This is a genomic window from Streptomyces sp. NBC_00091, from assembly GCF_026343185.1.
In the GTDB taxonomy this organism is placed as follows: Bacteria; Actinomycetota; Actinomycetes; order Streptomycetales; family Streptomycetaceae; genus Streptomyces.
Genome location: NZ_JAPEMA010000001.1, coordinates 3,890,817 through 3,906,364, shown reverse-complemented (window position 1 = coordinate 3,906,364; position 15,548 = coordinate 3,890,817). Strand labels below are relative to the sequence as shown.

The following is a 15,548-nucleotide window of genomic DNA, read 5'->3' as shown; positions in this document are numbered from 1 at the left end:
TCACGGGTCATGTTCCTATCGGCCAACCAGGCCGAGATCGTGCGCATTCCCCCGTGGGAGGATTCGAGGGACGAACGCGATCACGCACGAAGGAGTGCAACGTGCCCGGTGAGAATCTGTCCCGCGACGAGGCCCGCGAGCGGGCCGAGCTGCTGTCCGTCGACGGGTACGAGGTGGTCCTCGACCTGAGGTCCGCGGTGGACGAGGCCGAACCGGCCGAGGGCCCCCGCACCTTCCGCTCGGTGACCACCGTGCGCTTCCGGGCCGCCGTCCCGGGCGCCTCCTCCTTCGCGGACCTGATCGCCCCCTCGGTGAACTCCGTCACCCTCAACGGGCGCCCGCTGGAGCCGGCCGCCGTCTTCGACGGGGCGCGGATCGCGCTGGAGGGGCTGGCCTCCGAGAACGTCCTGGTGGTGGACGCGAACTGCGCCTACAGCCGGACCGGCGAGGGCATGCACCGCTTCGTGGACCCGGAGGACGGCGAGGTCTACCTCTACACCCAGTACGAGCCGGCGGACGCCCGGCGGGTGTACGCCAACTTCGAGCAGCCCGACCTGAAGGCCCCCTACCGCTTCGAGGTGACCGCGCCCGAGGGCTGGCAGGTGTGGAGCAACGGCGCGGAGGAGTCCCGCGAGGGGCAGACCCGGCGCTTCGCCGAGACCGCGCCCATCTCCACGTACATCACCTGTGTGGTGGCCGGGCCGTACCACTACGTCACGGACTCCTACACGCGCGGGGACCTGACGATCCCGCTGGGCGCGATGTGCCGCAAGGGGCTGGCGAAGCACTTCGACGCGGACGACGTCTTCCTGGTCACCAAGCAGGGCTTCGACCTCTTCCACGAGATCTTCGACTACCCGTACCCCTTCGGGAAGTACGACCAGGCCTTCGTGCCGGAGTACAACCTGGGCGCGATGGAGAACCCGGGGATGGTGACCTTCAAGGAGGAGTACATCTTCCGCGGGAAGGTCACGCAGGCCTCCTACGAGCGGCGCGCGAACGTCATCCTGCACGAGATGGCGCACATGTGGTTCGGCGACCTGGTCACCATGAAGTGGTGGGACGACCTGTGGCTGAAGGAGTCCTTCGCGGACTTCATGGGCTCCTTCGGGCTGGTCGAGGCCACCCGCTTCGACCAGGCCTGGGTCACCTTCGCCAACAGCCGCAAGGCGTGGGCGTACCGGGCCGACCAGCTGCCGTCCACGCACCCGATCACGGCCGACATCCGTGACCTGGAGGCCGCCAAGCTGAACTTCGACGGCATCACGTACGCCAAGGGCGCGGCGGTGCTCAAGCAGCTGGTCGCGTACGTGGGGCGGGAGGCGTTCCTGGACGGCGCGCGGCGCTACTTCAAGGCGCACGCCTACGGGAACACCACCCTGAACGACCTGCTGTCGGTGCTCGGGGAGGTCTCCGGGCGGGACATGGCCGAGTGGTCGCGGGCCTGGCTCCAGACGGCGGGCGTGAACGCTCTGACGCCGGTGGTGACCTCCGACGCGGCCGGACGGCTGACGGAGCTGGCGGTGGTCCAGGAGGGCGACGCCCTGCGTCCGCACCGGGTGGCGGTGGGCCTGTACCGGCTGGAGGCCGACGGGGCGCTGGTCCGCTACGCGCGGGCCGAGGCGGACGTGGCGGGCGCCCGGACGGTGGTCGCGGAGCTGGCCGGGCTGGAGCGGCCCGACCTGGTCCTGGTCAACGACGAGGACCTGACCTACTGCAAGATCCGCTTCGACGAGGGCTCGCTGGCGGCGCTGCGCGGCCACCTGGGCGATCTGACGGACCCGCTGGCCCGGGCGCTGTGCTGGTCGGCGCTGTGGAACCTGACGCGGGACGCGCTGATGCCGGCCGGGGACTTCCTGTCGCTGGTGCTGGCCCACGCGGGCCGGGAGTCCGACGTCGGCGTGCTCCAGATGCTGCACGCGCAGGCGCTGAGCGCGGTGACCCACTACACGGCGCCGGAGCGGCGCGAGCAGAGCGGGCGGGACCTGGCGGCGGGCGCGCTGCACGAGCTGCGGCTGGCCGAGCCGGCCTCGGAGCACCAGCTGACCTGGGCCCGCTTCTTCGCGGCGAGCGCGGCGACGGAGGGCGACTTCCAGCTGCTGCTGGGGCTGCTGGACGGCACGGCGCGGATCGACGGGCTGGAGGTGGACCAGGAGCTGCGCTGGGACTTCCTGCTGCCGCTGGTGGCGCACGGGGCGGTGGACGAGGCCGCGGTGGAGGCCGAGCTGGCCCGGGACGACACGGCTTCGGGCAAGCGGCACCAGGTGCGGTGCCTTGCCGCCCGGCCGTCGGCGGCGGTCAAGGACCAGGCGTGGGCGGCGGTGGTGGAGTCGGACGCGCTGTCCAACGCGCTGGTGGAGGCGACCATCGCCGGGATGCAGCAGCCCTCGCAGCGCGAGCTGCTGGCGGGGTACGCCGGGCGCTACTTCGAGGTCATCGAGCGGGTGTGGGCGCAGCGGTCGATCCAGATCGGCATCGACGTGGTGAAGGGGCTCTACCCGATGCTCCAGGACACGCGGGCCACGGTGGACGCGACCGACGCGTGGCTCGCCGCCCACCCGGAAGCGGCGCCCGCGCTGCGCCGGCTGGTCCTGGAGTCCCGCGACGACCTGGCCCGTGCGCTCCGCGCCCAGTCCCGCCCCGCCTGACCCTCCGGGGCCGGTCCCGTGCGGCGGGGCTGCGCCCCGGCCCCCTGGGGCTCCACCCCAGACCCCGCGCCTCAAACTCCCCCAGCTACCGCTGGGAGGTGCCCCCAGGCGAGGCTGGGTTTCCGCCTGGCGGTGCTGGAGTGCGCGCAGCGCACTTCCAGCCCCGCCGGCGCTTGAGGCGCGGGCGCGGAGCGCCGTCTCGTGAGCCCCGCCGGCGCTTGAGGCGCGGGTCCGGGCAGCGCCCGGGGAACGGTGGAAGGGCGGGGAGGGGACTTGCCCCGCGCAGCGGCCACCACCCGCAGGCGACGGCCGGACCCCAGCCCGGGCCCGTGGCCCGCCCGGGCCCGACGACGGACGGAGTTCGCCGCAGCGGCGCGAAGCCGGAGAGGCGCCCTGGCGCCGAGCCGCGCGAGCGGCGCGTCGGAAATTGGGCCCGGCGCAGCGGCGCGAAGCCGGTAAGGCCCGCCAGGGCCGCACCGCGCGAGCGGCGCGTGAAGAAGGAATGGCGCCCCTTTCGGCACTCGAACGCCCGTACTTTAGCCCCGGCTTGTCCGGATTTGCCGACAGGCGTGTAACAGGGGTTAGCAAGGCCATGGCCTGAGGGAATCACCGCGTCATGAACCAGAACGCACCCCTCCCCCTCGCCCACCTCACCGCCAGCCGCCCCCGCGTGCTGACCCTCGCGCAGCTGCGCGAGCACGGCGTCAGCGCCTCCGAGGCCGCCGGGCGGCCCTGGCAGCAGGTGCTGCCCGGGGTGTTCCTGCTCCACTCCGGCCCCGCGACCAGCGAGGAGCGGCTGCACGCCGCCCTCCTGTACGCCGGCCGGCGCGGCAGCGGCGAGGTCATGATCACCGGGCTGGCGGCCCTCGCGCTCTACCGGTTCTCCACCACCCCCGCCCTGCTCGCCCTCTCGCACATCGACGTCCTCGTGCCCAACACCCGCCGCCTGCGCTCCACCGGCGACGTCCGCATCGTCCGCGCCCACACCCCGCCCCGCCCCATGGAGGTGACCGGGCTGCCGGTGGCCCCGGTGGCGCGGGCCGTCGCCGATGCCGTCGCCCAGCTCTCCGACGCCGGCACGGTGCGCCGCGTCCTCAGCGAGGCCGTCCGCGGCGGGCACTGCGAACCGGCTGCCGTCGTGCGGGAGCTGACGGTGGCCCGGCTGCTGAACCGGCCGCACGTGGTCGACGCCGTCGAGTCCCTCCTCGCCGAGGGCCGGGCCATCGCGGAGGACCGGCTGTACCAGCTCGTACGGGGCTACGAGCTCCCCGAGCCCGTCTGGAACGTGGACCTGCGCCTGCCCGGCGGCCCGCACCTCGGCGGGGTCGACGCGTACTGGCCCGAGCAGGCCGTGGCCATCGAGATCGACACCCGGGCCCCCCGCCAGGGCGAGGACGAGGACTGGTCGGAGGCCGTCCGCAAGCGGGAGACCCTGGAGCGGCTCGGGGTGACCGTCCTCTACCTGACGCCCCGCAAGCTCCGCGACTGGCCCGAGCAGCAGGCCGCGGTCGTCCGGACCGCGCTGACGGCGTCCGGCGACCGCGAGCCCGCCGCCTACCTGGTGGTACTGCCCCGGTGAGGCGGGTTGGCCGGGGAGTACTCCGGGGTGCTCCAGCGCAGCCGCCCCGGATGCAGGCTCTCCACCACCGCCTCCACCCGGAAGCGGACGCCACGGCTCCCGTCGGGCCCGTACTCGGTCCGGGCCCGCCCGCTCAGCTGGAGCAGCCCGCCGCCCTCCCAGTCGGGGAACAGCAGCCCGGCCCGCGAGTCGGCGGCCAGGTTCCCCAGCGTCAGGAACATCGCGTTGCCGGGGTAGTCCGGCCAGCGCAGCTCGGTCGGCGAGAGCACCTCCACGAAGCCCGGCAGTCCGCCCCGGTGGCTCGCGTCGGCCCCGTCCGCCTCGGCGGTGGTGGCGACGAAGAAGGTGTCGGCGGCGCGGACGGCCCGCTGCTGGCCGGGGGTGAGCGCCTCCCCGCGCCGCACGACACCGGCCCCTTCGGCCACCAGCTCCAGCGGCTGCCGTTTCTGCAGGTACTTCGGGCAGTTGGCGAACACCTGCTCGGCCTCCACCGCGAAACCGCCGGGCGCCACGGCGAGGGTCCCGTTGAGCCGCATCCGGCGCCGGGTGCGCGGGTCGAGGGAGATCGTGCCGACCCGGGTGCCGGCCGTGGCCAGCGCCCCGGCCAGCGGGTCGCCCTCCGGGAGGCCGCCGGTGACCTCGATGCGGCCCGGCCCGGTGGCCCGTACGAAACCGGGCGCGCCGGTGAGCAGCGAGGCCCACAGCCGGCCCGCTCCGTCGGCCGCGCCGACGACGAGGTGGGGCTGCTGGGCGAGGAAGGCCGCGGCGACGTCCCGGATGTCCGTCCCGATCGAGCGGCCGACGTGCTCGGCGAGCTCGCGTACGCCGACCCGTTCCTGCACGGCCAGCGAGCCCTGGTGGTACCGGCCCATGACGTCCCCCATTCCTTGAACGTTTAGAAGACCCCGCCCTTAGAAGAAGCCGCAGGTCGGAGCGGATTCGACGGGCGCGGGCGCACCCTGGACACCGGTCGGGACGGAGATCTCGAGCCGGATGCCGTCGGGGTCGTGGAAGAAGATGCCGCCGGAGGCCGCGCCTTCGCCGTGGGCGACGATCCCGTCGTAGGCGAAGTCGACTCCGAGACCGCGCAGCCGCTCCTCGTACTCCCGGACCTCCTCGACCGAGCCGGCCGACAGGGCCAGGTGGTGCAGGCCCGCGACGGCCGGGGCGAAGGCACCCCCGGCCTGCTCCCAGAGGGCGAGGACGAGTTCGCCGTCCTGGCCGATCAGGGCGAAGCGCCGGCCCTCCTCCTTGCCCTCCACCAACACCTCGAAGCCCAGGGTGTCGCGGTAGAAGCCGAGCGAACGCCCGAGATCGGTGACGTTCAGACCCACGTGCCCGGTGCGCAGCTTGCTGATGACAGCCGTCATGGCTGCCCCCTTTCCCCTCAGAGGCTCTAACCTTCTAAACCAAAGTTAACGGTTAGGCCCGAGGGTGTCAACCGGTCACGTACCCTTAGAGGGTTAGCCGCTACAGGAGGTAGGCATGAAGGTGACCGATCCGCGCCCGCTGACGGGAGAGCCGGTCGCCCTGGACCTGCTGAACACGCGCTGGGTGCAGGACGGCGAGCCGCTGGACCTCTTCGCCGGCGCCTTCGGCCTGACCCGGGTGGAGGGGCTCGCCGTCTGGCTCGAGAGCACGGGCCTGGCCGGCCGCTTCCGCGCCGACGCCGCGACCCTCGTCCACCTGCTGACCGCGCGCGAGGCCCTCGCCCGCGCCGTCGCGGACCCGGCCGACGCGAGCGCGCGCTCCCTGGTCGACTCCGTACTGGAGCACGGCCGGATCCGCGCCACCCTCACCGCCGAAGGCCCCGGCGAGCGCGCCGAGTTCGCCGATCCCGCCTGGGGTCCGGCATGGACGGCGGCCCGCGACTACCTCGAACTGCTGGGCACCGCGCCCGACCGGATCCGCAAGTGCGCCTCGGAGAGCTGCGTACTGCACTTCCACGACATCTCGCGCAACGGCACCCGGCGCTGGTGCTCCATGGCCGCCTGCGGCAACCGCGCCAAGGCCTCGCGGCACTACGCGCGCACGCGCGAGCGCTGAGCGGTCGAAATCTGTCACACCCGTCGTGAGACGGAAGCCCCCGCCGCCCCTGACATGCGGTCGGGAAATCGATAAATCCACTCGCCGGCAGCTGCGAATCGCCCCGGCTTGCCCCGGCCTGTCCCCGCTGACGGAAACTCCGCGCTGGCGGGTTTCCGCCATGTCAGGTCTCGGTCAATGACAACCCTCCCCAAACAGCTGTCACTTGCGCAAAGCTGACCGGTCATCCGGCACCGAAATCCGGACCGTATCTTTCACTTAGCCAGGGATGCTGATGACCCTCGACTCCCCCAGCTCCACCACCGGGGCCATACCCGGCGCCAGGCGCGCGGCCCGCGTCGCGGCGGCCGCGGGCCTGGTGGCCGCCCTCTGCGCCACCGGCGCCGTTCCCGCCTTCGCGGCGGCCGGCAGCGATGACCCGTGGTCCGCGCCGGTCAAGTCCGCGGACCAGAAGCTCGGTTCGGCGGACGCCGGACTGCTCCAGGAGGCCAAGGCCAAGGGTGACGCGAACGTCACCGTCATGGTCGCGACCGCCCCGGGCCAGACCAAGCAGGTCGCCGACCAGCTCGACGCCGTCCAGGGCGCCTCGGTGGGCCAGACGTACGACAAGCTCGGCTACGTCCGCGCCACCCTGCCGACCGACAAGGCGGAGGCCGCGCTGAAGGCGGCCGCCAAGCTGGAGTCCGTGCACGGCATGGACCTGCGGCACGAGATCCGGCTGCCGGACCCGCGCCCGGAGGCGAGCAAGGAGGGCGCGGCCAGGAGGACCGCCGCCGAGACCTACCCGGCGCCGGACAAGAACACGCCGGCGAAGAACCCGTACAACCCGTCTTTCGAGACCGGCTCGGTGGAGTTCGTCAAGAACAACCCGCAGGCCGACGGCCGTGGCGTGACCATCGGCATCATGGACTCGGGCGTCGACGTCAGCCACCCCGCGCTGCAGAAGACCACCACGGGCGAGCGCAAGATCGTCGACTGGGTGACCGCGACCGACCCGATCACCGACAGCGACGGCACCTGGCGCGCCCAGATCACCCCGGTCACCGCCGCCGGTGGCGCGTTCACCGCCGGCGGCCAGAGCTGGAAGGCCCCCGAGGGCAGCTTCCAGTGGAGCCGCTTCAGCGAGTCGATCACCGCCAACGGCGACATGAAGGGCGACGTCAACCGGGACGGGGACACCACCGACCGGTTCGGCATGCTCTACGACGCGGCCGCCGGCACCGTCCGCGTCGACACCGACCAGGACGGCGACTTCACCAACAACGAGCCGATGAAGCCGTACAAGGACGGCTACCAGATCGGCTGGTTCGGTACGGACAACCCGGCGACCGAGGTGGCGGAGCGCATCCCCTTCACCATCGAGATCCGCAAGGACGTCCCGATGGACCCGCTGGGCGGTGACTGGGTCGGCAAGAAGGCCGACTTCGTCAACATCGGCATCATCGAGTCCGAGCACGGTTCGCACGTCGCCGGCATCACCGCCGCCAACGGCCTCTTCGGCGGCCAGATGAACGGCCAGGCGCCGGGCGCCAAGCTCGTCTCCTCGCGCGCCTGCTCCTGGTCCGGCGGCTGCACCAACGTGGCGCTGACCGAGGGCATGATCGACCTCGTCGTCAACCGCGGCGTCGACATCGTCAACATGTCGATCGGCGGCCTGCCGGCGCTGAACGACGGCAACAACGCCCGCTCGGAGCTCTACAAGAACCTCATCGACACCTACGGTGTCCAGCTCGTCATCTCGGCGGGCAACGAGGGTCCGGGCGTCAACACCATCGGCGACCCCGGTCTCGCCGACAAGGTCATCTCCGTGGGCGCGGCGGTCTCCAAGGAGACCTGGGCCGCCAACTACGGCTCCGGCGTGGCCAAGAAGTACAACATGTTCCCCTTCTCCTCGCGCGGTCCGCGTGAGGACGGCGGGTTCACGCCGACCATCACCGCCCCCGGCGCGGCCATCAACACCATCCAGACCTGGCTGCCCGGCGCGCCCGTGAAGGAGTCCGGCTACACCCTGCCGGCCGGTTACGGCATGCTCCAGGGCACCTCGATGTCCTCGCCGCAGGCGGCGGGCGCCGGCGCCCTGCTGATCTCGGCCGCCAAGCAGCAGAAGATCGCGCTGTCCCCGGCGAACCTGCGCGTGGCGCTGACCAGCACCGCGAAGAAGATCGACGATGTTCCGGCCCACGCACAGGGCGCCGGCCTCATCGACATCCCCAAGGCGTGGGAGTCCATCCAGCGCGGCGCCAAGGCCAACGAGTTCACGGTCAAGGCCCCCGTCGACACCGCCCTGGACCAGTTCCTGAAGACCCCGGGCTTCGGCACCGGCGTCTACGACCGCGAGGGCGGCCTCAAGGTCGGCCAGAAGAAGGTCTACGACGTCGTCGTCACCCGCACCACCGGCGTCAAGTACGGCACCCGGCACAACATCAACTGGCGCAACAACGACGGCAGCTTCAAGGTCGTCGGCGGTGGCGGCTACGACTACGTCACCCTGCCGCTGAACAAGCCCGTCACCATCAAGGTCGAGGCCAACGTCAAGTCGGCCGGCGTCCACAGCGGCATCCTGCAGCTCGACGACCCGACCACCGAGGGCGTCGACAAGCAGATCCTGGCCACGGTCGTCGCCGCCACCCCGCTGGCGAAGCCCTCGTTCACGCTGTCGGACACCTCCACCGTGCAGCGCAACAGCCACAAGTCGTACTTCGTGACCGTCCCGCAGGGCGCCAAGACCCTCGAGGTCGCCCTCGGCGGGCTCGCCGCGGGCAGCCAGACGCGCTTCATCTCGATCCACCCGTACGGCACGGGCGTCGAGGACAGCGCGACCACCCAGTGCTACCCGAACTACGACAACCCGGCGAACCAGTGCCGCCCCGACCTGCGCTCGTACGCCGACCCGCAGCCGGGCGTCTGGGAGATCGAGGTCGAGTCGCGCCGTACGTCGCCGCTGCTCGACAACCCGTTCAAGCTGGACGTCTCCGTCCTCGGCGCGGGCTTCGACCCGGCGGTCAAGGTCCTCCCCGAGGTCAAGCAGGGCACCCCGGCGCCGGTCCAGTGGACCGTGAAGAACGACGCGGCGGCCATCTCGGGCGGCAAGCTCCAGGGCGGCCCGCTCGGCTCCGCGAAGGTCGACAAGCCGACCATCGCGGCCGGCGAGACCAAGACCACCGAGGTCACCGTCGGTGAGGGCGCCTCCCGCCTGGACGTGGCGATCGCCAAGCCCTCCGACACCGCCGCCGACCTCGACCTCGAGGTCTACAAGGACGGCGTCAAGGTCGGCTCCTCCGCCGACGGCGACTCCGACGAGTCCGTGAGTCTGGTCAAGCCCGCCGCGGGCACCTACACCATCAAGGTGATCGGCTACGCGATCCCGGCCGGCACCACCACGTACGACTACCGCGACGTGTACTTCTCGGCCGCCCTGGGCTCCGTCCAGGTCGACGAGGCCGCCGCGGTGAACCTCGCCACCGGCGCCTCCGCGCAGGTCTCGGCGAACGTCCTGGTCAGCAGCGCGGCCCCCGAGGGCCGTCAGTTCTTCGGCCAGGTCCAGCTGCTCAACGCCCGCGGCACCGCCGCCGGCACCGGCAGCGTGCAGATCGACAAGGTCACCCCGTAAGCACGGCGACCGCTCGACCGCATGACCGCATGACCGTTTGACCGTTTGACCGCATGAAGGAGGGGCGGGCGCCCGCATCGGGCGCCCGCCCCTTCGCCGTACCCGGCCCCCTCGGGCCGGACCGCGCTACTTGCCGATCGAGCTCAGGTCCTGCGCGTAGGTCCCCACCGCGTGGGCGATGACGTCCAGGTTGGTGTCGAACGCCTTCAGGTCGAGGTTCTTCAGGTTGTCGCCCGCCCCGTGGTAGTTCGGGTCGTACGCCGCCCCGGCCGTGCCGCCGTAGCGCTTGGCCTGCTCGGCGGTCTTGATGCCCTCGGCGCCGGTGAAGGTGCCGCCCGCCGGGATGCCGTTCTCGATGAACGGGCCGTAGTCGGAGCGGCCGTCGAAGTCACTGCCCTCGTGCGGCTTGCCCTTCGTGTCGAGGAAGCCGTTGATCAGCGCCTCGATCTGCGCCGAGCCGGCCGGGCCCGCGCCCGCGCCGGTCTTGTCCGAGTCGTCGCCGTCGTAGACGAACTGCGCCGGGTTCGGCGAGGCGATCATGTCGAAGTTCAGGTACAGCGCGATGTCCTTCTTCTGCTTCTCGGACAGCTGCGCGACGTAGTGCTCGGAGCCCAGCAGGCCCAGCTCCTCCGCCGACCACCAGGCGAAGCGCACCTTGTTGGCGGGCTGCTTGCCCTTGCCCTTCTTGTTGGCGCCCTCCTCGGCGAGCTTCAGGGCCACCTCCAGCAGACCGGCCGAGCCGGAGCCGTTGTCGTTGATGCCGGGGCCCTCGGGGACCGAGTCCAGGTGGGAGCCGACCGTCACCACGCGGTCGGCGCGGCCGCCGCGGGTCTCGGCGATCACGTTGCGGGTGGTCTTCTTCACGTGCTCCTGGTCCAGCTCCAGGCGCACCTTCACCTCGCCCTTGGCGGCGGCCGCGGTCAGCGCCTCGCCGTCGGCCAGGGTGATGCCCGCGCTGGGGATGACCCCCTCGGCCGGGGAGGGGAACCCGCCGCGGACCGGGGTGGTACCGCTGTGGTTGTAGACGATCACGCCCAGCGCGCCGGCCGCGGCGGCGGCCTTCTGCTTCTCCACGAAGGTGCACGCGCCCCGCTTGACCAGGGCGATCTTCCCGGTGAAGGCGCCGGCCGGGTAGTCGTCGGCCGTGCAGCCGGGGGTCTCGTCGACCCGGGCGAGGGCGAGCGGGGCGGCCAGGCCGCCGGCCGGGGTGGACTTGGTGAAGGTGAACGCGGCGGTGGCCAGCTCGCGCGGCTGGTCGCCGAGGACGGTGGTCTTCTCCGTCTTCGTGTGCGCCTGGTAGATGTCGAAGTCCTGGTACGAGACCTCGTACCCGGCCTTCTTCAGGGTGTCGTGGACGTAGGCGGCCGAGGCGGCGTGGCCCGGCGTGCCGGCGGCCCGGTTGCCGCCGTTGGCGTCGGCGATCTGCTGGAACTTCTCCAGGTGGCGGTAGGCCCCGCGCGCGGTGACCTCCTCCACCAGCTCCTTGGCCAGCCTGCCCTCGTGCGGGCGGGCGCTGGCCGGGGTGGCGGCCAGCAGCACGGGCGCGGCGACGGTGGCCGCCGCGAGGGCGGCGAGGGCCGGTATGGACCGGCGGCGACGGTGACGGATGTCCGGCACGGTGGTTCTCCCCGAGGGTGGTGGTTCGGTCTCTGGTGCGCCGCGTCCGGATAACGATCACGGCTGAACCGGAAGCTAACCGGCTTTGACCAGGCAAAACGGGCGTTGGGGAGTCCTTTGACACGCCTGTCACACACTCGTCACGGGAGTTCACGGGTCCGACACTGTCCGCACCTCGGACAATGGATTGGACAAGCCTCGTGGGTTCGAACGCATGATGGCTTCACGCGCGCCCGCGTCCACGTATTTGAAGGAGTCACCGTGAGGGTCGGAATCGTCGGAGCCACCGGACAGGTCGGCGGAGTCATGCGCGGCATCCTCGCCGAGCGGAAGTTCCCGGTGGACGAGCTGCGGCTGTTCGCCTCGGCCCGTTCGGCCGGCTCGAACCTCGAGTGGGAGGGCCGGGAGATCACCATCGAGGACGCCTCGACGGCGGACTACTCCGGCCTGGACATCGTGCTCTTCTCCGCCGGTGGCGCCACCTCCCGGGCGCTGGCCGAGAAGGTCGCCTCGCAGGGCGCCGTCGTGATCGACAACTCCTCCGCCTGGCGCAGCCACCCCGAGGTCCCCCTCGTGGTCTCCGAGGTCAACCCGCACGCGATCAAGAACCGCCCCAAGGGCATCATCGCGAACCCGAACTGCACCACCATGGCCGCCATGCCGGTGCTGCGCCCGCTCCACGAGGAGGCGGGGCTGACCGCGATGGTCGCCACCACCTACCAGGCCGTGTCCGGCTCCGGCCTGGCGGGTGTCGCCGAGCTCAAGGGCCAGGCCTGCGCGGTCTCCGAGGCCGCCGACCAGCTGACCTTCGACGGCGGCGCGGTGGACTTCCCCGAGCCGGCCGTCTACAAGCGCCCGATCGCGTACAACGTGGTCCCGCTCGCGGGCAACCTGGTCGACGACGGCTCCTTCGAGACCGACGAGGAGCAGAAGCTCCGCAACGAGTCCCGCAAGATCCTGGAGATCCCCGGGCTCAAGGTCTCCGGCACCTGCGTGCGCGTCCCCGTCTTCTCGGGCCACTCGCTCCAGGTCAACGCCCGCTTCGAGCGCCCGATCAGCGTCGAGCGCGCCTACGAGCTGCTGAAGGACGCCCCGGGCGTCGAGCTGTCCGAGATCCCGACGCCGCTCCAGGCCGCCGGCAAGGACGCCTCGTACGTGGGCCGCATCCGCGTGGACGAGACCGTCGAGAACGGCCTCGCGCTGTTCCTGTCGAACGACAACCTCCGCAAGGGCGCCGCGCTGAACGCGGTCCAGATCGCGGAGCTCGTGGCCGAGGAGCTGCGCGGCTGACGCCGGTCGTGTGGCGGAGGGGCGGCGCCGGGAGGGTGCCGCCCCTCCGGCGTGTCCGGGGGCTCGCTGTTCGCCTCTGGATTACTCCGGCGCGGCGACGTGACCCGCATGGAAGGATGGCGGGGCAACGTCACCATCAAAGGAGATGAACGCGTGCCTGGCACGAATCTCACCCGTGAAGAGGCTCAGCAGCGGGCGAAGCTGCTCACCGTCGACTCGTACGAGGTCGAGCTCGATCTCAGTGGCGCGCAGGAGGGCGGCACCTTCCCGTCCGTGACCACCGTGCGCTTCCAGTCGGCCGAGGCAGGCGCCGGAACGTTCATCGACCTGGTCGCGCCGGCCGTGCACGAGGTCGTCCTGAACGGCAAGTCGCTGGACGTGGCCGCCGTCTTCCGCGACTCGCGGATCGCGCTGGACCACCTCGCCGCCGGGGCCAACGAGCTGCGCGTCGTCGCGGACTGCGCCTACACCAACACCGGCGAGGGCCTGCACCGCTTCGTCGACCCGGTCGACCAGCAGGCGTACCTGTACACCCAGTTCGAGGTGCCGGACGCGCGGCGGGTCTTCGCCAGCTTCGAGCAGCCCGACCTGAAGGCGACGTTCCAGTTCACCGTGACGGCCCCCGAGGGCTGGACGGTCATCTCGAACTCGCCGACGCCCGAGCCGAAGGACCGGGTGTGGTCCTTCGAGCCGACCCCGCGGATCTCCTCGTACATCACCGCGCTGATCGTCGGCCCGTACCACGCGGTGCACAGCTCCTACGAGGGCCCGGACGGGCAGTCCGTCCCGCTCGGCATCTACTGCCGCCCCTCGCTCGCCGAGTTCCTCGACGCGGACGAGATCTTCGACGTGACCCGGCAGGGCTTCGACTGGTTCCAGGAGAAGTTCGCGTACGACTACCCCTTCGCGAAGTACGACCAGCTCTTCGTGCCGGAGTTCAACGCCGGCGCGATGGAGAACGCGGGCGCGGTCACCATCCGCGATCAGTACGTCTTCCGGTCGAAGGTGACCGACGCGGCCTACGAGGTGCGCGCCGAGACCATCCTGCACGAGCTCGCCCACATGTGGTTCGGCGACCTCGTCACCATGGAGTGGTGGAACGACCTGTGGCTGAACGAGTCGTTCGCCACCTACACCTCGATCGCCTGCCAGGCCTACGCCGAGGGCTCGAAGTGGCCGCACGCCTGGACCACCTTCGCCAACTCCATGAAGACCTGGGCGTACCGGCAGGACCAGCTGCCGTCCACGCACCCGATCATGGCCGACATCCGTGACCTGGACGACGTCCTGGTCAACTTCGACGGCATCACGTACGCCAAGGGCGCCTCGGTGCTCAAGCAGCTCGTCGCCTACGTCGGCATGGAGGCCTTCTTCAAGGGCGTGCAGGCGTACTTCAAGGCGCACGCGTACGGGAACACGCGCCTGTCCGACCTGCTGGGCGCCCTGGAGGAGACCTCCGGCCGCGACCTGACCGCCTGGTCGAAGGCGTGGCTGGAGACGGCCGGCATCAACATCCTGCGCCCCGCGATCGAGACCGACGAGAACGGCTCCATCACCTCCTTCGCGATCCGCCAGGAGGCCCCCGCCCTGCCGGCGGGCGCCAAGGGCGAGCCGGTGCTGCGCCCGCACCGCATCGCGGTCGGCCTGTACGACCTCCAGGACGGCCGCCTCGTGCGCACCGACCGGCTCGAGCTGGACATCGACGGCGAGCTGACGGCGGTGCCGGAGCTGGCGGGCCGTACCCGTCCGGCGGTCGTGCTGCTGAACGACGACGACCTGTCGTACGCCAAGGTCCGCCTGGACGAGGTCTCGCTGGCCAACGTCACCGCGCACCTGGGCGACTTCACCGAATCGCTGCCGCGGGCGCTGTGCTGGGCCTCGGCGTGGGACATGACGCGGGACGGCGAGCTCGCCACCCGCGACTACCTGGCGCTGGTCCTGTCGGGCATCGGCAAGGAGTCCGACATTGGTGTGGTGCAGTCCCTGCACCGCCAGGTGAAGCTGGCCGTGGACCTGTACGCCGACCCGGCGTGGCGGGAGCAGGGCCTGGCGACCTGGACCGAGGCCACGCTGGAGCACCTGCGCGCGGCCCAGCCGGGCAGCGACCACCAGCTGGCGTGGGCGCGCGCCTTCGCGGCGACGGCCCGTACCGAGGCGCAGCTGACCTACCTGTCGGCGCTGCTGGACGGCTCGGCCGTGGTCGAGGGCCTGGTCGTGGACACGGAGCTGCGGTGGGCGTTCCTGGAGCGGCTCGTCGCGACCGGTACCGCCGACGAGCCGGCCATCGCGGCCGAGCTGGAGCGGGACGCCACGGCGGCGGGCGAGCGCCACGCGGCGACGGCGCGGGCGGCGCGGCCGACGGCCGGGGCCAAGGCCGAGACCTGGGCCTCGGTGATCGACTCCGCCGACCTGCCGAACGCGGTGCAGGAGGCCGTGATCGGCGGCTTCGTCCAGACCGACCAGCGGGAGCTGCTCGCTCCGTACACGGAGAAGTACTTCGCGGTGGTCAAGGACATCTGGGAGAGCCGCAGCCACGAGATCGCGCAGCAGATCGCGGTGGGCCTCTACCCGTCGCTCCAGGTCTCGCAGGAGACCCTGGCCGCGACGGACGCCTGGCTGGCCTCGGCCGAGCCGAACGCCGCCCTGCGCCGACTGGTCTCGGAGTCCCGCGCGGGCGTCGAGCGCGCCCTGAAGGCCCAGGCGGCCGACGCGGCGGCAGCTGGGGCCTGACGGCTTGGCCCCCGGGCCCCCCTGCGGG

9 protein-coding genes are annotated in these 15,548 nt (G+C 71.7%); 6 read left to right on the top strand and 3 right to left on the bottom strand.

Translation table 11 applies throughout. The annotated features are described in order from the left end of the window. Positions 1-101: 101 nt before the first annotated feature. Positions 102-2,648 (top strand): aminopeptidase N, encoded by a 2,547-nt coding sequence (pepN, locus tag OOK34_RS17965; protein WP_267034878.1) that lies wholly within the window; start codon positions 102-104, stop codon positions 2,646-2,648. A gap of 616 nt (positions 2,649-3,264) precedes the next feature. Beyond that, the gene (locus OOK34_RS17960; protein ID WP_267034877.1) at positions 3,265-4,227 is read left to right on the top strand and encodes a hypothetical protein; all 963 of its coding nucleotides are present in this window, start codon (positions 3,265-3,267) and stop codon (positions 4,225-4,227) included. Here OOK34_RS17960 and OOK34_RS17955 read toward each other — a convergent pair. Then, the gene (locus OOK34_RS17955; protein WP_267034876.1) at positions 4,203-5,099 is read right to left on the bottom strand and encodes a pyridoxamine 5'-phosphate oxidase family protein; all 897 of its coding nucleotides are present in this window, start codon (positions 5,097-5,099) and stop codon (positions 4,203-4,205) included. The genes OOK34_RS17960 and OOK34_RS17955 overlap by 25 nt on opposite strands. 39 nt (positions 5,100-5,138) lie before the next feature. After that, on the bottom strand, positions 5,139-5,597 hold the full coding sequence (locus tag OOK34_RS17950; RefSeq protein WP_267034875.1) for a VOC family protein: 459 nt from the start codon (positions 5,595-5,597) through the stop codon (positions 5,139-5,141). A 115-nt stretch (positions 5,598-5,712) separates the two neighbouring features. Between OOK34_RS17950 and OOK34_RS17945 the strand changes: the two genes are divergently transcribed. Both OOK34_RS17945 and OOK34_RS17940 read left to right on the top strand, forming a co-directional pair. Continuing rightward, on the top strand, positions 5,713-6,273 hold the full coding sequence (locus tag OOK34_RS17945) for a CGNR zinc finger domain-containing protein (protein WP_267034874.1): 561 nt from the start codon (positions 5,713-5,715) through the stop codon (positions 6,271-6,273). A gap of 274 nt (positions 6,274-6,547) precedes the next feature. Beyond that, positions 6,548-9,883, top strand: coding sequence for a S8 family serine peptidase (locus OOK34_RS17940; RefSeq protein ID WP_267034873.1), 3,336 nt, complete (start codon positions 6,548-6,550; stop codon positions 9,881-9,883). Between the two features lie 126 nt (positions 9,884-10,009). Here the strand turns inward: OOK34_RS17940 and OOK34_RS17935 are convergent, their stop codons facing one another. Further along, positions 10,010-11,500 (bottom strand): M28 family metallopeptidase, encoded by a 1,491-nt coding sequence (locus OOK34_RS17935; protein ID WP_267034872.1) that lies wholly within the window; start codon positions 11,498-11,500, stop codon positions 10,010-10,012. A gap of 261 nt (positions 11,501-11,761) precedes the next feature. Between OOK34_RS17935 and OOK34_RS17930 the strand changes: the two genes are divergently transcribed. Both OOK34_RS17930 and pepN (OOK34_RS17925) read left to right on the top strand, forming a co-directional pair. After that, complete coding sequence (locus OOK34_RS17930) at positions 11,762-12,790, top strand: aspartate-semialdehyde dehydrogenase (RefSeq protein ID WP_267034871.1); 1,029 nt, start codon at positions 11,762-11,764, stop codon at positions 12,788-12,790. 153 nt (positions 12,791-12,943) lie between these two features. Then, complete coding sequence (gene pepN, locus OOK34_RS17925; protein ID WP_267034870.1) at positions 12,944-15,520, top strand: aminopeptidase N; 2,577 nt, start codon at positions 12,944-12,946, stop codon at positions 15,518-15,520. Positions 15,521-15,548: the final 28 nt, after the last annotated feature.